This window comes from Tenacibaculum todarodis (assembly GCF_001889045.1).
In the GTDB taxonomy this organism is placed as follows: domain Bacteria; phylum Bacteroidota; class Bacteroidia; order Flavobacteriales; family Flavobacteriaceae; genus Polaribacter; species Polaribacter todarodis.
The window spans coordinates 2539570-2555617 of sequence record NZ_CP018155.1; the positions used below are offsets into that span (position 1 = coordinate 2539570).

General features: G+C 30.6%; 17 protein-coding genes. 15 read left to right on the top strand and 2 right to left on the bottom strand.

Annotation, left to right across the window (positions count from 1 at the left end; all coding sequences use genetic code 11):
• The first annotated feature begins 12 nt into the window (after positions 1-12).
• The 3 genes from LPB136_RS11570 to LPB136_RS11580 all read left to right on the top strand — a co-directional run bounded on the left by LPB136_RS11570 (position 13) and on the right by LPB136_RS11580 (position 4521).
• Positions 13-858 carry an MBL fold metallo-hydrolase gene (locus tag LPB136_RS11570; protein WP_072556475.1) on the top strand — a complete coding sequence of 282 codons (846 nt, stop codon included), beginning with the start codon at positions 13-15 and terminating at the stop codon, positions 856-858.
• Positions 859-897: 39 nt separating this feature from the next.
• Entirely contained in the window at positions 898-2547 is a 1650-nt protein-coding gene (locus LPB136_RS11575; protein ID WP_072556476.1) for a S8 family peptidase, read from the top strand.
• Between the two features lie 96 nt (positions 2548-2643).
• The gene (locus LPB136_RS11580; RefSeq protein WP_072556477.1) at positions 2644-4521 is read left to right on the top strand and encodes a M1 family metallopeptidase; all 1878 of its coding nucleotides are present in this window, start codon (positions 2644-2646) and stop codon (positions 4519-4521) included.
• A 46-nt stretch (positions 4522-4567) separates the two neighbouring features.
• Here LPB136_RS11580 and LPB136_RS11585 read toward each other — a convergent pair whose 3' ends face one another.
• Together LPB136_RS11585 and LPB136_RS11590 are read right to left on the bottom strand one after the other, a co-directional pair.
• The gene (locus LPB136_RS11585; protein WP_072556478.1) at positions 4568-5245 is read right to left on the bottom strand and encodes a LysE family translocator; all 678 of its coding nucleotides are present in this window, start codon (positions 5243-5245) and stop codon (positions 4568-4570) included.
• Positions 5246-5342: 97 nt separating this feature from the next.
• Positions 5343-6389 (bottom strand): 2Fe-2S iron-sulfur cluster-binding protein, encoded by a 1047-nt coding sequence (locus tag LPB136_RS11590; protein WP_072556479.1) that lies wholly within the window; start codon positions 6387-6389, stop codon positions 5343-5345.
• Between the two features lie 293 nt (positions 6390-6682).
• Here LPB136_RS11590 and LPB136_RS11595 point away from each other — a divergent pair, with 293 nt between their 5' ends.
• The 12 genes from LPB136_RS11595 (at position 6683) to atpB (ending at position 16045) form a co-directional block, all read left to right on the top strand.
• Positions 6683-6865 (top strand): hypothetical protein, encoded by a 183-nt coding sequence (locus LPB136_RS11595; protein WP_072556480.1) that lies wholly within the window; start codon positions 6683-6685, stop codon positions 6863-6865.
• A 12-nt stretch (positions 6866-6877) separates the two neighbouring features.
• Positions 6878-7216, top strand: a complete 339-nt coding sequence (locus tag LPB136_RS11600) for a PadR family transcriptional regulator (protein WP_072556481.1) — start codon at positions 6878-6880, stop codon at positions 7214-7216.
• 1 nt (position 7217) lies between these two features.
• The gene (locus LPB136_RS11605) at positions 7218-7868 is read left to right on the top strand and encodes a hypothetical protein (RefSeq protein WP_072556482.1); all 651 of its coding nucleotides are present in this window, start codon (positions 7218-7220) and stop codon (positions 7866-7868) included.
• Positions 7869-7872: 4 nt separating this feature from the next.
• Positions 7873-8544 carry a hypothetical protein gene (locus LPB136_RS11610; RefSeq protein ID WP_072556483.1) on the top strand — a complete coding sequence of 224 codons (672 nt, stop codon included), beginning with the start codon at positions 7873-7875 and terminating at the stop codon, positions 8542-8544.
• A gap of 2 nt (positions 8545-8546) precedes the next feature.
• Positions 8547-9251: a hypothetical protein gene (locus LPB136_RS11615; RefSeq protein ID WP_072556484.1), complete on the top strand. Its 705-nt coding sequence runs from the start codon at positions 8547-8549 to the stop codon at positions 9249-9251.
• Between the two features lie 51 nt (positions 9252-9302).
• Positions 9303-10769 carry a DUF5687 family protein gene (locus LPB136_RS11620; protein ID WP_072556485.1) on the top strand — a complete coding sequence of 489 codons (1467 nt, stop codon included), beginning with the start codon at positions 9303-9305 and terminating at the stop codon, positions 10767-10769.
• A 23-nt stretch (positions 10770-10792) separates the two neighbouring features.
• Positions 10793-11488 (top strand): ABC transporter ATP-binding protein, encoded by a 696-nt coding sequence (locus LPB136_RS11625; RefSeq protein WP_072556486.1) that lies wholly within the window; start codon positions 10793-10795, stop codon positions 11486-11488.
• Between the two features lie 89 nt (positions 11489-11577).
• A complete protein-coding gene (gene porW / locus LPB136_RS11630) occupies positions 11578-13785 on the top strand; it encodes a type IX secretion system periplasmic lipoprotein PorW/SprE (protein ID WP_072556987.1) in 2208 nt (735 codons plus the stop codon).
• A gap of 18 nt (positions 13786-13803) precedes the next feature.
• A complete protein-coding gene (locus LPB136_RS11635; RefSeq protein WP_072556487.1) occupies positions 13804-14202 on the top strand; it encodes a bactofilin family protein in 399 nt (132 codons plus the stop codon).
• Positions 14177-14401 carry an AtpZ/AtpI family protein gene (locus tag LPB136_RS11640; protein ID WP_072556488.1) on the top strand — a complete coding sequence of 75 codons (225 nt, stop codon included), beginning with the start codon at positions 14177-14179 and terminating at the stop codon, positions 14399-14401. The genes LPB136_RS11635 and LPB136_RS11640 overlap by 26 nt, the downstream gene beginning before the upstream one ends.
• Positions 14394-14774 carry a DUF6168 family protein gene (locus tag LPB136_RS11645; protein WP_072556489.1) on the top strand — a complete coding sequence of 127 codons (381 nt, stop codon included), beginning with the start codon at positions 14394-14396 and terminating at the stop codon, positions 14772-14774. The genes LPB136_RS11640 and LPB136_RS11645 overlap by 8 nt, the downstream gene beginning before the upstream one ends.
• Before the next feature lie 137 nt (positions 14775-14911).
• On the top strand, positions 14912-16045 hold the full coding sequence (atpB, locus tag LPB136_RS11650) for a F0F1 ATP synthase subunit A (RefSeq protein WP_072556490.1): 1134 nt from the start codon (positions 14912-14914) through the stop codon (positions 16043-16045).
• Positions 16046-16048: the final 3 nt, after the last annotated feature.

Sequence of the window (16048 nt, forward strand, 5' to 3'; positions counted from 1 at the left end):
TATTTGTAAACTATGCGAATTTATCCAATAGAAACAGGTAATTTTAAGTTAGATGGTGGTGCAATGTTTGGCGTTGTTCCAAAATCTATTTGGCAAAGAACCAATCCTGCTGATGCTAATAATATGATTGATATGAGTATGCGTTGCATGCTTATTGAAGATGGAAATAGACTTACGTTAGTAGATACTGGAATGGGAAACAAGCAATCTGAAAAGTTTTTTGGATATTATTTTATGTTTGGAGACTTTACTCTAGATGCTTCCTTGGCAAAACACGGTTTTCATAGAGATGATATTACTGATGTTTTTTTAACACACTTACATTTTGATCATTGTGGAGGTTCAATACAATTCAACAAAGACAAAACAGGCTACGAGCCAGCATTTAAAAACGCAAAATTTTGGTCTAATGATCGTCATTGGAATTGGGCAGTAGAACCAAACCCACGTGAAAAAGCGTCTTTCTTAAAAGAAAATATTTTACCTATTGAAGAAAGTGGTCAATTAAACTTTGTACATAGAAACACTAAAGATCAAGTTGGTTTTGATGTGCTTTTTATGGATGGACACACCGAAAAACAAATGCTTCCGAAGATTCAATACCAAGGAAAAACAATTGTTTTTATGGCAGATTTATTACCAACAGTTGGTCATATTCCTTTGCCATACGTAATGGGTTACGATACACGTCCGTTATTAACGATTAAAGAAAAAGCAGATTTTTTAAATGAAGCTGCAGATAGAGATTACTTTCTGTTTTTAGAACACGACGCTTACAATGAAATTTGTACAGTACAACATACCGAAAAAGGAGTTCGATTAAAAGAGAGTCATAAATTTACAGATATTTTCAACTAAAAATTATATAAATACCTACATTAAATTAAGAATATACATATGAGAATTTTAAAACCAATTTTTTATACAGCAATTGCTGCTGTTGCTTTTACTAGTTGTAAAACAGTTAGTAATTTAACTAATGTTGCAGTTCCAACAGGAATGGAAAATGCAGTATTAATTTCAGCAAAAAAAGCAAAATTAACAGATTCAGAAAAAGATAATTGGCAACATTTAGATTTAGCTACTGATACTATTCCTGGTATGAGTGTAGATAAAGCGTATACCTTTTTAGCAGGTAAAAAAGGTGTTGAGGTTGTTGTTGGAGTTGTAGATTCTGGTACAGATTTAAAACATGAAGATTTAAAAGATGTTGCTTGGGTAAACAAAGGAGAAATTGCAGGTAATGGAAAAGATGATGATAACAATGGTTATGTAGATGACATAAACGGTTGGAACTTTTTAGGTGATACATATAAAGAACATTTAGAATATGAACGTATTTTAATGAATCCTTCTATTGCTGATGCGGCGACACTTGCTGAAGTAAAAGCATTTCAAAAAACAAAAGTTGACGGAGCTAAAGCAAATAAATCACGTTATACTGAAATATTAGCAGGAGTAACCATGGCTGATGATGCTTTAACTAAACATTTTGGAAAAGCTGATTATACAAAAGAACAAGTTTTAGCGCTTACACCAACTGACGAAACTTTAAAAATGGCTGTTGCAGGAGCAAAACAGATGTATGGTTTTGGTTTACCGTCTTTATCAGAAGCAAGAAAAGAATTAACTAAGTTAGTTGATACTGCGGATAAAACTATCAAAGGAGATAATCTTAAAACAGATTATAGAACTCCAGTTGGTGATAATGCGTATGACATTAAAGATAAACCAGGTTATGGAAATGGTAACTCTGGTCATTCAGAAAAAGGAGAAGCACACGGTTCTCACGTTTCAGGTATTATTGGAGCAACTCGTAACAATAGTGTTGGTATGAATGGTGTTGCAGATAATGTAAAAATTATGGCAGTTCGTTCAGTTTCTGATGGAGATGAATACGATAAAGATGTTGCATTAGGAATTAGATATGCAGTAGATAATGGAGCAAAAGTTATCAATACTAGTTTCGGTAAAGCATTTTCACCAAATAAAGAATGGGTTTATGATGCAATTAAATACGCTGCTTCTAAAGATGTATTAATTGTAAATGCAGCAGGAAACGATGGTAAAAACATCGATGTTGAAAAAACATTTCCTAATGATGCACCAGATTTATTAAACGAAGTTTCTAATAACTTTTTAACTGTTGGTGCAATGAGCGCTAATTATGATGAAAACTTACCAGCAAGTTTTTCTAACTACGGTAAAATAAATGTAGATGTTTTTGCTCCTGGAGTTCAAGTACATTCTACTACACCAGAAGGTGAATATAAAAAATTCAGTGGAACCTCAATGGCTTCACCAGCAACTGCAGGTGTTGCAGCTTTAGTTCGTTCTTACTACCCACAATTATCAGCAAGTCAGGTGAAGCGTATCTTAATGAATTCTGGAACTAAAATTGATTTAGAAGTTTTACAACCAGGTTCAAGAAGTAGAGAAAATCCTAAAGGGAAATTAGTTCCTTTTTCTACATTATCAGTTTCTGGACGTGTTGTAAATGCGTACAATGCCTTAGTAATGGCAGACCAAATGGTAAATGGAAAATAATAAAACAGTCGCAGGCTGATTTTTTAAATAAAACGTCATTGTGCACTGAAAAAATTCAGCAAACAATGACGTTTTTTCTAACATAAATTTATAAAAATGAAAAAAACACTTTTCTTCGGATTAACATTATCAGTAATGATTTCTTGTGTTTCAGTAAAAACAAAAGTTAATACAGAAACAACTCAACAACCATCAGTAAAAACCTCAACTGTTACTACAACTACTTCAAAAAGTGATGCTTATTGGCAACAACATGTAGATTATACTATGGATATTGATATGAATGTAAACAACTATCAATATAAAGGAAAACAAGAGTTGGTTTACACCAATAATTCTCCTGATGCGTTAAATAAAGTCTTTTATCACTTGTACTTTAATGCGTTTCAGCCAGGTTCTCAAATGGATGTTCGTTCTAGAAACATAAAAGATCCAAGTAAAAAAATTGGGGATAGAATAAGTAAATTAAGTCCTTCTGAAATTGGATACATTAAAGTAAACACCCTTTCTCAAAATGGAACTTCAGTAGAGCACCAAACTGTTGGTACAATTTTAGAAGTAACTTTAAACACACCAATTCAACCAGGAGAAAGTGCAACCTTTTCTATGAATTTTGATGCGCAAGTACCAGTTCAAATTAGACGTTCTGGGCGTAATAGTAGTGAAGGCGTTGCTTTATCTATGAGCCAATGGTATCCTAAAATGGCAGAATACGATTTTGAAGGTTGGCATACACCACCTTATATTGCTCGTGAATTTCACGGAGTTTGGGGAAATTTTGATGTAACACTTCATATTGATAAAAATTATGTAGTTGGAGGAAGTGGATATTTACAAAACCCACAAGAAGTTGGTCATGGTTATGAAGACAAAAACAAGTCTTTAAATCTTCCTTCAGGAGAAAAATTAACATGGAATTTTAAAGCACCAAACGTGCACGATTTTACATGGGCAGCAGATCCAGAATATATTCACGATACTTTTAAAATGAATAATGGAATCGATTTACACTTTTTATACAAGAAAACTTTAGAAGCAAAGTATTTAGAAAATTGGAAAAATTTACAACCTAAAACGGCTGAATTAATGACATATTTCAGTGAAAATGTTGGTCAATATCCGTACAAGCAATATTCAGTTATACAAGGTGGAGATGGTGGAATGGAATATGCAATGTCTACATTAATTACTGGAGAACGTTCTTTTGGAAGTTTATTAGGAGTAACATCTCATGAATTGGCACATACATGGTTTCAATTTTTGTTAGCAACAAATGAAAGTTTACATCCTTGGATGGATGAAGGTTTTACAACTCATATTTCTAACAAAGCAATGAATAAAGTTAGTGGTAGAAATATAGAAAATCCTCAAGTAGGTTCTTATAGACATTATTTTGGTATTGTTGCAAACAATATTGAAGAATCAATGAGTACTCATGCAGATAGATATAACACAAATGCGGCTTATAGTATGGCAAGTTACTCTAAAGGAAATCTTTTCTTAAGCCAATTAGAATATGTTATTGGGAAAGAAAATGTAGCAAAAGGATTAAAAAAATACTTTACTGACTTTTCTTTTAAACACCCAATTCCAAATGATATTAAAAGAAGTATGGAAAAAGTTTCTGGAATTCATTTAGATTGGTATTTAAACGAATGGACGCAAACAACGCATACAATTGATTATGGTGTTAAAGCTGTTGAAGGAAACAAAATAACTTTGGAACGAATTGGTAAAATGCCAATGCCAATAGATGTTTCTGTAACGTATGCAGATGGTTCTTCGGAAGAGTTTAATATTCCATTAAGAATTATGAGAGGTCAAAAACCAACAGCCGCAACAGTTTTAAAAGACTGGACTTGGGCACATCCAACGTATAGTTTTACTACTTCTAAAACAGTAAAATCTGTTGAAATTGACAAGTCTAAATTAATGGCTGACGTTAAAATGGATAACAATACTTTTGGAAAGTAATTACTAACTTATAACTCAAAAAAAATAAGCGAAGTGAAAACTTCGCTTATTTTTTTATCTCAACTTTGTCAATCAAGTTGTCTATTTTTTCCTTCGGAATAAAGCCTTTTAGCATTAAAATAGCTCCAAAAACGATGAGCATTATTCCCATTCCGCGTTTTATTCTATAAATAACTAAAGGTGTCATTTTATCTCTAAGTTGTTTTGCTAGTAGTATTTTACCTAAGTCTGTAACTGCATAACCTAAAATAACTATAACAAAATACCAAAAAATTGAAACTGGATTCATGTCTAAAGTTGGGCCAACAATAACCATTATTCCAAGCCAACCTGCTAAAACACCAATATTAATAAAGTTTAAGAAAAATCCTTTTATCAGTAATTTAAAATAGTTGTTTTCTTCCGGTACTTTTACTTCGGTTTCATCAGCTTCCTTTTTGTTGCTCTTGTCCAAGTACGTTATTAGTCCGTAAACAACTAATACCAAACCGCCAATTAAGAATAATCTTGGATCGTCTTTTATTTTCTCTAATAAACTTCTACTTCCAAAATATGCAATTGATATAAAAGTAATGTCGCCTAAAATTACTCCTAAATCAAATGCAAAAGCAGCTCTAGCACCTTTTAAAATACTGGTTTTAATCAGCATAAAAAATACAGGGCCAATCATAAAAGCCATAAAGACTCCTACAAAAAAAGCATTTTTAAAATCGTAAATATCCATAGAAAATAATCAAAGAGAATCCAAATATACAATTTATAAAACTCAGATTTTTACTTACACATTAACCGTTTACTGCTACTGAAAACTGCAAACTGAATTATACATCATCAAAATCTACTACAATTTTTGGAGTAGTTGGGTGTGCTTGACAAGTAAGAATAAAACCTTCTTCAACTTCTGAATCCGTTAAAATTGAATTTTTAGTCATTACGGCTTTTCCTTCTGTAACTTTTCCTAAACAAGAACTACAAACACCACCTTGACAAGAATACGGAGCATCCACTTTATTACGTAAACTTGCTGCTAAAATATCATCGGTTTGTTTCATAGTGAAGGTAGTTTCTTCATCATCTAGCAAAATAGTAACGGTAGTTTCTCCATCTTTAATCTTACCAATATTTTCTTCATCAGAAGAAGCTGTAAATAATTCAAAATGAATATTTTCTGAAGTAAAGTTGTTGTCTTTTAAAGTTTCGGTAACTGCTGTAATCATTTCTTCTGGACCACATAAATAAGCCGAATCAAATGTAGTTTCTTTGTACATATTTTTTACAAAATACTTACAAACGCTACTATCAATTCTACCTTGTAAAGCATTCTTCACTTTATCTCTACTAAAGATTGTGTGTAGTTTAAAATTATTTGGGTATGCTGCAGCAAGATGTTCTAATTCGTCTTTAAAAATAACGCTATCCGCCATTTTATTTCCATAAACCAATGTGAATTTTGAAGTACTTTCTTCTTCTAAAACCGTTTTAATCATGGATAAAACAGGTGTAATTCCGCTTCCTGCAGCAAACGCAATGTAGTTTTTAGCTGCTTGCGAATTCAATATAAACTTCCCTTCTGGAGGATGTACTTCTAACGCATCACCAGCTTTTAGTTCTGTAGTTGCGTAGACAGAGAACAACCCGTTTTCTACCGCTTTTACAGCAACTTTTAAATCGCCACTTTTAGGTGAAGAACAGATAGAATAAGCTCTTCTAACTTCTTCTCCGTTTAGTTCTTTTTTTATGGTAATGTATTGTCCAGCTTTAAATGAAAATAATTCTTTTAATTCCGAAGGAACAGAAAATAATATAGAAACTGCATCTTTAGTTTCCTGTATTAGTTCTTTTATTTTTAGTTTGTAAAATGTATTCATTCTTAAATTTTGAATTGCAAAAATAACGAAGTTCTAACAAACCAAGTGTTAGCATTTTAATAAATGTATACCTAAGAATTTTATACATAAGAAAATTATGTATATATTTACGGCAAGAAAAACTTTCATTGCTAGTTTACGAAGCAATCTTTTTTATTGAAAAGGAAAATTTAAATGTCCGTTTGAGCGTAGTCGAGAACAAAAAAGACTTCTCGATACAATTTCGGTAGAAAAACAGAAATCACTCGAAGTGACTGCAACTGCAAAACGATTGAATAAAATCAATTTATAACATGAAAAAAAATAATTTACCAGTGATTTTAATTATTATAAGTACAGTATTAATAATTCTTAATTTTATGTTTACTTCAGATGATATGAATCTTGGGTTTTGGCTCAGAATTTTAGGAAGTGTCTTTTTAATTATAACAATGTTGTTGGTAATTAGAAACAGAAAACAACAATTACACGATTAAACATTTCAAAATATGGGAAATCAGAAATTATATAAAGGTTCTTTACAAACCATCATTTTAAAACTTTTGGCACAAAATGATAAAATGTATGGATACGAAATAACACAGAAAGTAAAAGAATTAACCAAAGGCGAGCTCAAAATAACCGAAGGTGCTTTGTATCCTGCTTTACATAAATTAGAAGCCGAAGGTTTGTTAGATGTTGAGGTTGCAAAAGTAGGGAACCGATTGCGTAAATATTACAAGCTTACCGAAAGTGGAACCAAAGAAACTGCCAATAAATTAGCCGAAATGCAAGAGTTTTTAAAAACGATGCAGCATTTGGTAAACCCTAAATTTAGCTTGGAGTAAGATGGAAAATAAATACGAAATAACCGAAAAGCAACTCGCTTTTTTGGAAGATTATTTGAAAAGGAAATATCCAAATTTCCAAGATGAAGTTAGAATTGAATTAATAGACCATTTAATTTCTGACTTTGAAGCAACAACACAAAACGGAAATTTATCTCAATATTTATCTAATGAATTAGGTTTTATAAGAAGATTTGCAAACCGAAGGGTAAGCGAATTTAAAAAAACCTACGGAAAACAAACGTGGAATCATTTTTTCGATTTTTTTACTGATTTAAAATTGTTACCAATTTCTATTGCCGTTTTTAGCATGTTTTATTTTTTAGCTGAAAAACTAAATAATAAATGGCTTTGGGGAACTTTTTTGATTCTTCAATCTGTAATTTTATTATTATCTGCTTTTTTTGGGATGATAAATAAAAAGAAATTAAGTAAAGTTGATGAGGTAAAGTATTTAGGAGCAGAAATATGGTTACCTTTTCTTATGATTCATCTAGCAGATGGTTTTGAGTTTAAATATTTCTTAATGTCCAATAGTTATTTATTCACAATCTATGCTTCATTTGCAATTATTTATGGCTTAGCGGCATTTATAGTTTTAAGAAAACAACGTAAAATTATTTTAGAAAAGTACAAACACTTGTTAAACTAACGCTATGGAATTAACAAAAGATCAAGTTTTACAAATAGACAATTATATTTCCGCTTGCGGAATAAAATATTATGATGTAAAAATGGAAATTGTAGACCATTTTGCATCAATTTTAGAATATAGATTAGAGAAAGAACCAAATTTATATTTTAAAAATGCAATTGTAGAAGAACATAAGAAATTTAGTGATAATGGATTTAAAAAACTGTTGGAAACTAAGACAAAATCTACTCACAAACGTTTTATAAAACAGACGTTTTTAAATTTTAAGACGTTTTTTAAACTTCCTAAAGTGATAATTTCTATTGCTTTATTTTTTGTTTTACTTCAAATAATGGATGTTGTTGAAAATAAAGAATATTTCTTCTTAGGTTTAAATTTTTTCGCCTTAATTCTAACTTTTTCTTTAGCTTTTATAGGTATGAAAAGAAGCAAAAAAGAAAGAACATTTTTAACTTTAAACATGACAATGAGGTTTGTAACCTTTTTTCATTCATTTGTTATTATTCTTCAGCTTTTTAATAACAGAGGTGAAATAAGCTTGTTAAATAAAAATCATAATTATCTACATATTGGTGCATATGTTTTATTGTTTTTATTATTCTGGTCTGGAGAATATGTATATTATCAAAATAAAAAAGAAGTACAACAACAATATCCAAACGTAATTGTATAAGAATGAAACTAACCCAAGAAAACATACAAAACCTATATAAATTCACCAGAAAACATTACGTGTATCATTACGATGTACAAACAGAGTTGGTAGATCATTTAGCAAATGATATAGAGCAAATTTGGGAAGAAAGCCCAAAGCTTTCCTTTGAAAAAGCGAGAGATACTTCCTTCAAAAAATTCGGAATTTTTGGTTTTATGGATGTTATAGAAGCCAAGCAAAAACAAATGAATAAACGGTATAGAAAGATTATGTGGCGTTTTTTTAAAGAATGGTATACAATGCCTAAAATTATTACAACATTAACGCTTGTTTTAGGGCTTTTTTGTTTGTTACAAATTCCGTTTTCGCAATATATATTGTTAGGTGTTTTATTTATTTTAGTTGTAATTGATTTAAGAAACCTATATATCAGAAGAAAAGAACAGCAAAAACAACAAAAGAAAGACAAAGTTTTTTTATTAGAAGCAATGATAGGCGATACAAGAAATGGTTTTTCTGGAATTATGTTTATTAATAGTTTTAACCTGGTTAATGCTTTTAAAACTGATTTTTCTCAACTCGAAAACCATATTATATTATTAATTTCTTTTGTTGCGGTAGCTATTTCAATTCTATTTTACGTCACTGGTTTTTTAATGCCTCAAAAAGCTCAAGAACTCTTAGAAGAAACCTACCCAGAATATAAAATGGTTAATTCTTTGTAACAAAATGAATTCGTTTGCTACTTATTAGATAATCAAACTAATTTACTACCAATGATTTCACACTTTTTAAACTTAGAATGGAAGCAGTTTTTTAGATCTGCTTCATTTGGAAAAAATGTAGGAATAAAAATCCTCATGGCTTTTTTTGCTATTATTATTTTAGTAAACTTTTTATTCTTAGGAGCTAAAGGATATTCTATTTTAGAGGAATTATTTCCAGGTAAAGATCCATTTGTTTTGGTCAATCAGTTTATGATTTTCATGGTCATTTCCGATTTAATTTTTAGGTACTTAATGCAAAAGATTCCAGTAATGGATATTAAGCCAATGTTGGCTTTACCAATTAAGAAAAACAAACTGGTAAACTATGTGTTAACAAAATCTGTTTTTTCATTTTTCAATTTCGGTTCTTTAGTTTTATACATACCTTTTGCTATTGTATTAATTATGGAAGGTTATAATGTTGCAGGCGTTGTTGGTTGGACATTTTTTATGATTATGTTGGCTATTTGCCTCAATTTTACTAATTTTTTAATCAACAAAAACAACATTGCTTTAGGAGTTTTAGTTGCTCTTTTAGGTGGTTTGTGGCTCGCTTTTAAATATGAATTAGGAAACGTAACAGGTTTCTTTGGTGATCTATTTTATGCAGTGTATCAAAACCCATTACTATCAATTATAGGAGTAATTTTTGCTGGAATTTTATATTATTTAAATTTTAAACAATTATCGAACGTTATATATTTAGATGGTGCTGTAAAAACAGAAAATCAAGAAGTTAATACTTCAGATTTATCTTTTGTAGATCGTCTGGGTAGCGTTGCTCCGTTTATTAAAAATGATATGCGACTAATTTGGAGAAACAAAAGAACAAAAACGGTTTTTCTTATGTCGTTTTTCTTTCTACTCTTCGGATTAATGTTCTTTACCATGGAAAGTTATAAAGACATGGAAGTAATGCAATTATACGGAGCTATTTTTGTAACAGCTGGTTTTAGTATGAATTATGGTCAGTTTGTTCCGGCTTGGGACAGTGAACATTATAGAATGTTAATGACTCAAAATCTTTCGTACAGAAAATTTCTAGAAAGCAAATGGTATTTAATGATTGTAATGACGGTTATTTTATTCGTTTTATGTACACCTTATTTGTACTTCGGAATACATAAATACTTATTAATTGTTGCCGGTTTTTTCTTCAATTTAGGTTTTACACCATTAATAATGCTGTATATGGGCGCATTTAATAAAAAAAGAATTGAACTTTCTTCAGGAGGATTAGCAAATACGCAAGGAACAAGTGCAGCACAGTTTTTGGTTATGATTCCGGTACTTGTTTTACCAATAATAGTGTATGCAATTGTAAATCATTTCTTAGGTTTTAATGCCGCAATTATTGCAATTGCACTTATTGGAGTTGTTTCTTTACTATTAAAAAACCCAATTATGAGTTTTATTGAAAAGAAATATCAAGAAAAGAAGTACGCAACCATTCACGGATTTAAACAACAAGACTAACCAACTTTAATTCAATATATAAAATGATACAAGCAAATAACATCACCAAAAAATACGGAAAAGCACAAGTATTAAATATAGAATCGTTAGAAATTCCTAAAGGACAATCTTTCGGGTTAGTTGGTAACAACGGAGCAGGAAAAACTACCTTTTTTAATATGTTGTTAGATTTAATTAGACCAACATCTGGCGAAATTATTAATAACACAGTTGTTGTAAATAAAAGTGAAGAATGGAAAACTTTTACAAGCTCTTTTATAGATGAAAGTTTTTTAATTGGATATTTAACTCCAGATGAATATTTCGATTTTATTGGCGATTTACGCGGAATGAACAAAGCCGATGTAAAAACATTTTTAAGTCAGTTTGATGAGTTTTTTAACGGAGAAATCATTGGAAAGAAAAAATACTTAAGAGATTTAAGTAAAGGAAACCAGAAAAAAGCAGGAATTGTTGGCGCAATGATGGGCAATCCGAAAGTTGTAATTTTAGATGAACCTTTTGCAAACTTAGATCCAACAACGCAAATACGTTTAAAAACGATGATTAAAAAGCTAACGGAAGACAAAGAAATAACCGTTTTAGTTTCTAGTCACGATTTAACGCATGTAACCGAAGTTTGCGAACGAATTGTAGTTTTAGACAAAGGAAATGTGGTAAAAGATATAGCAACATCTCAAGAAACTTTAACAGAATTAGAAAGCTATTTTTCTGCGTAAGCAAAAAAATCCTTTTTTATTCCTATTTTTACGCTCTCATTACAATAATAATCATTGATTTTAGTTGTATGTTAGAGCGTAATTTTTTTATGAAAAACCTTAAGAAAACAGTCCTTTTAGCAGTCCTTTTAATTGCAGTCTTATCTTGTAGCACAAGAAAAGACACTCTTGTTAGTCGTAATTTTCACGCATTAACCACAAAATACAACGTGCTTTTTAATGGAGAACAAGCGTTTATAAAAGGCTTGGAAGAAATAAGCAGCAAACACAAAGATAATTACTGGAAACGCTTATTAATTGAGCCAATAACGTTTGAGGACACTAAAATTCAAGCGCCAAAATTCAAAAATTCTATAGGAGAAGAAGACGAGAATAAAAATCTAACTTCATTTGAACTAGCAGAAGAAAAAGCGATAAAAGCGGTTCAGAAACATTCCATGAATATAAAAGGTAGAGAACGTAATCGTCAAATTGATGATGCGTATTTACTTTTGGGTAAATCGCGTTATTATACACAACGTTTTATTCCGGCTTTAGAAGCCTTAAATTATGTAATTGCAGAATATCCGGATGCTAATTTAATTAACGAGACAAAGATTTGGAGAGCAAAAACTAATATTCGTTTAGAAAATGAAAAATTAGCAATAGAATCTTTAAAATTATTGTTAGACGTTCAAGAAGGAGACGATAAACTAACCGACGAAATTAAAGAACAAGCACACACTGCAATGGCAATGGCGTATGCGAAGACAGATACAATTCAGAAAGTAATAGAACACTTAACGCTTGCAACTAGAACACATGAAAATAAAGAGCAAACTGCTCGTAATTTATTCATTTTAGGGCAAGTTTATAGTGAGTTAGATAGAAAAGATTCTGCAATTGTAGTGTTTCAAAAATTGGCAGACTTCAAGAAAATGCCATATAAATACCGCATTCATTCTAACATAGAATTGGTAAAAAACACATCGGCAGATTCTTCTTCAGTAGCGTTAATAAAGCGTTTTGAAAAGCTGATTAAGAATAGAGATAATCGTCCGTATTTAGATAAGTTGTATTACCACGTTGCGGTTTTACATGAAAATCAAGATAGTATTGCAGATGCAATTTCATATTATCAAAAATCATTAAAAGCAAAAGATGCAGATGATTATCAAAAAACATACACGTTTGAAAAGTTAGGTGATATTCATTTTAAAAATGCTGAGTTTATAAAAGCAAGTGTTTTTTACGACAGTGTTTTACAAGTTGCAACTGAAGATGTTGTGAATGAAAAACGTATAAGAAAAGTAAAGAGAAGACATAAATCTTTGGCTTCTTTGGGTAAATATGAAAACGTTTTAAAAATAAACGATAGCATTTTACATATTGCTAATTTACCTGAAGGTGAACAAAAAATATATTTTGAAAACTATATTGCTAAGATTAAAAAGCAAGATGAAGAAAATGCGCAACAACAATTAAATGCACTTTCTTTTGGTAATTCTTTTGGCGGAGGATCTTCAATATCAACAACAAACAATAGCGGAAAATGGTATTTTTATAATACACAAGCAAAGGCTTTTGGTGAAGCGGAATTTCAAAGAGTTTGGGGAACAAGGTCTTTAGAAGATAATTGGCGTTGGAGTGATAAAACAACAGTTTCTTCTAATGATACTGATGTTGATGCTGACAATCAAACTAATAAGCGTTACGAGTTGGCAACTTATTTAGAAACAATTCCAACAGATAAAGTAGCTATTGATAGTTTAACGTTTCAACGAAATGATGCGTTGTATCAATTAGGATTAATTTATAAAGAGCAATTTAAAAATCCGCAATTAGCAATTAAAAACTTAGAACGTTTGCAAACGGTTAATACAGACGAACGATTAAATCTGCCAATAAATTATCATTTGTATCAAATTTATACATCGTTAAATAGCCCGAAAGCAAACGAGTATAAAAACGTTATTCTAACGAAGTATCCAGACACAAAATACGCTCAGATTATAAAGTATCCAACCAAAAAATTAGCACAAGATGAAGAGGTTGATAAAATAGCAGATGCTTATAAAGATATTTATTATTTATATAAAGAGAATAAGTTTGATGAGGTAATAACGAAGATTGATGTGTTGCTGCCAACTATTTTAGAATCTAATTTATTGCCGAAATTCGATTTACTAAAAGCCTACGCAATTGGTAAAATAAAAGATAAAGAAACCTACAAAACAGCTATGGAGTTTGTAGCATTAACATATGCAAATACAGAAGAAGGGAAAAAAGCTAAAGAAATAGTAAAACAATTAAATTAACCCTTACAATTATTTAAAATGTTTAAAAAAGACCAAACTACTAACGAACAAAAAAAATCTTCAGAAAGAAATATTTTAGCACAAAACACACAAATTATTGGTAACATAACTTCTGATGGAGATTTTAGGATTGATGGAACTTTAGAAGGAAATTTAACTACTGATGGACGTGTTGTAATTGGTGCAAAAGGTCTTGTTACAGGGTCTGTAATTTGTGCAAATGCAGATATTGAAGGTGGGTTTTCTGGAGATTTAAAAGTATCTAAAACCTTAACGGTAAAAAGAACTGCAACTATTTCTGGAGATGTTGTTATTGGTAAACTTTCTGTAGAACCAGGAGCTACATTTAATGCAACTTGTAGTATGAAAGGTGCTGTAAAAGAATTAAAAAATGACAAAGAAAAGGCAACCGCTTAATAAATTTGTTCGCTTTACAGGAATTGCTTTTCAAATGGGATTAACAATTTACTTAGGTAATTTGTTAGGTGAATATTTGGATCAAAAATACCCAAATGAAAATGATGCTTACACCAAGGGAGTTACATTACTCGCTGTATTTGTCTCAATGTTTTCTGTAATTATGCAGGTTTCTAAAATTTCTAAAACTAATGATTAAAAAGATACTTCCTTTTTTATCGGCTATTATAATTGTATTTCTAATAAGTTATTTAGGTCATAGTAAATCGCTCGATTTGTTTAATTCTCAGTTATCATATTCACTTTTAAAAGTTTATTTATTTCACCTAATTGCATCTGCAATAGTCTTTACTTTAGTGGTTTTGGTGTTTTTTAAAATACCAAATCAAGCAGGTTATGCTTACTTAGCCTCTGTGTTTTTAAAACTTGGTTTCTTTGTTTTAATTTTTAAAGCGTCAGTTTTTACGGAAGTAGACTTAACAAAAGTAGAAAGGGTTTCTTTAGTGATTCCGTTATTTATCTTTTTAATTAGTGAAGCAATAGGAGTGTCAAAACTATTGAATAGCAATTAGTTCACTATTTTTCTTAGTAATTGTTGGGCATAAAAAAAAACTCTAAAAACTAACTTAAAAAATCTATCGTATTTTTAATTTATTATGTACCTTTGCACCGAATTTTAGGAAGCATAATTCTATATTTAATTTAAGGTATGGCGATAGCAACAAAATCTATCAAGTTTTTAGTATTATTTACAATAGTGTTTACATCTTTTACAGCTTTTGCTGGGGGAGATACTCCTTCTTCTGATAAAGATGGTCAAATTAATACTCCAAAAGGTATTAAAGAGTATATTCAACACCACCTTAAAGATTCTCACGATTTTTCGTTGTTTTCGTATTCAAATGATGCGGGTGAAAGAAAACATATTGGTTTTCCACTTCCTGTTATTGTTTGGACAAGTAACGGTTTAAAGACCTTTATGTCTTCGGAGTTTCATCATAATGATGATGGTCATGTGTTAGTTGAAAAAGGCGATACAAAATTAACTAAAATTCACGGTAAGATTTACGAATTAGACGCAGGTGCATCTACGGTTTCTTTTGATGGAGAACACCACGCAACAAATGCACATAAAGTTTTAGATTTCTCGATAACTAAAAGTGTATTCGGAATATTATTAGCAGCATTATTAATGTTTTTAGGTTTTGGTTCTTTAGCTAAAGGATACAAGAAAGGAGCAATTCCTACAGGAGTTGGTCGTATACTAGAACCATTAGTGTTATATGTTCGTGATGATATCGCAAAACCAAATATTGGAGAAAAGAAATATAGAAAGTTTATGCCTTATTTATTAACGGTGTTTTTCTTTATCTGGATATTAAACTTATTAGGTTTAACTCCGTTAGGTTTTAACGTAACAGGTCAAATTGCAGTAACAGTTTGTTTAGCTGTAATTACAACTATAATATACATAACTAACGGTAGTAAAGATTTCTGGGCACATACATTATGGATGCCAGGTGTACCAATGTTATTAAGACCTATTTTAGCAGTATTAGAATTAGCAGGTTTCTTGTTAATTAAACCATTTTCATTATTAGTGCGTTTATTTGCAAATATTACAGCAGGTCACTCAGTAGTAATGGGTATTGCAGCGTTAATGATTTTATTGAAAGCACAATTTGGAACCGTTGGAGCTACAGGAATATCATTTGTATTAACGTTGTTCTTAACAGTTATAGAATTATTAGTAGCTTTTTTGCAGGCATATATCTTTACAATGTTATCGGCATTATTTATTGGTATGGCAGTAGAAGAGCACGATCATGCACATGATCATTAAGGA

Coding starts and splice junctions, on each gene's coding strand:
- LPB136_RS11575 (WP_072556476.1), top strand. CDS start 898: ATGAGAATTTTAAAACCAATTTTTTATACAGCAATTGCTGCTGTTGCT.
- LPB136_RS11580 (WP_072556477.1), top strand. CDS start 2,644: ATGAAAAAAACACTTTTCTTCGGATTAACATTATCAGTAATGATTTCT.
- LPB136_RS11590 (WP_072556479.1), bottom strand. CDS start 6,389: ATGAATACATTTTACAAACTAAAAATAAAAGAACTAATACAGGAAACT.
- LPB136_RS11635 (WP_072556487.1), top strand. CDS start 13,804: ATGTTTAAAAAAGACCAAACTACTAACGAACAAAAAAAATCTTCAGAA.
- LPB136_RS11620 (WP_072556485.1), top strand. CDS start 9,303: ATGATTTCACACTTTTTAAACTTAGAATGGAAGCAGTTTTTTAGATCT.
- atpB (WP_072556490.1), top strand. CDS start 14,912: ATGGCGATAGCAACAAAATCTATCAAGTTTTTAGTATTATTTACAATA.
- LPB136_RS11570 (WP_072556475.1), top strand. CDS start 13: ATGCGAATTTATCCAATAGAAACAGGTAATTTTAAGTTAGATGGTGGT.
- porW (WP_072556987.1), top strand. CDS start 11,578: ATGAAAAACCTTAAGAAAACAGTCCTTTTAGCAGTCCTTTTAATTGCA.
- LPB136_RS11625 (WP_072556486.1), top strand. CDS start 10,793: ATGATACAAGCAAATAACATCACCAAAAAATACGGAAAAGCACAAGTA.
- LPB136_RS11605 (WP_072556482.1), top strand. CDS start 7,218: ATGGAAAATAAATACGAAATAACCGAAAAGCAACTCGCTTTTTTGGAA.
- LPB136_RS11640 (WP_072556488.1), top strand. CDS start 14,177: ATGACAAAGAAAAGGCAACCGCTTAATAAATTTGTTCGCTTTACAGGA.
- LPB136_RS11600 (WP_072556481.1), top strand. CDS start 6,878: ATGGGAAATCAGAAATTATATAAAGGTTCTTTACAAACCATCATTTTA.
- LPB136_RS11610 (WP_072556483.1), top strand. CDS start 7,873: ATGGAATTAACAAAAGATCAAGTTTTACAAATAGACAATTATATTTCC.
- LPB136_RS11645 (WP_072556489.1), top strand. CDS start 14,394: ATGATTAAAAAGATACTTCCTTTTTTATCGGCTATTATAATTGTATTT.
- LPB136_RS11595 (WP_072556480.1), top strand. CDS start 6,683: ATGAAAAAAAATAATTTACCAGTGATTTTAATTATTATAAGTACAGTA.
- LPB136_RS11585 (WP_072556478.1), bottom strand. CDS start 5,245: ATGGATATTTACGATTTTAAAAATGCTTTTTTTGTAGGAGTCTTTATG.
- LPB136_RS11615 (WP_072556484.1), top strand. CDS start 8,547: ATGAAACTAACCCAAGAAAACATACAAAACCTATATAAATTCACCAGA.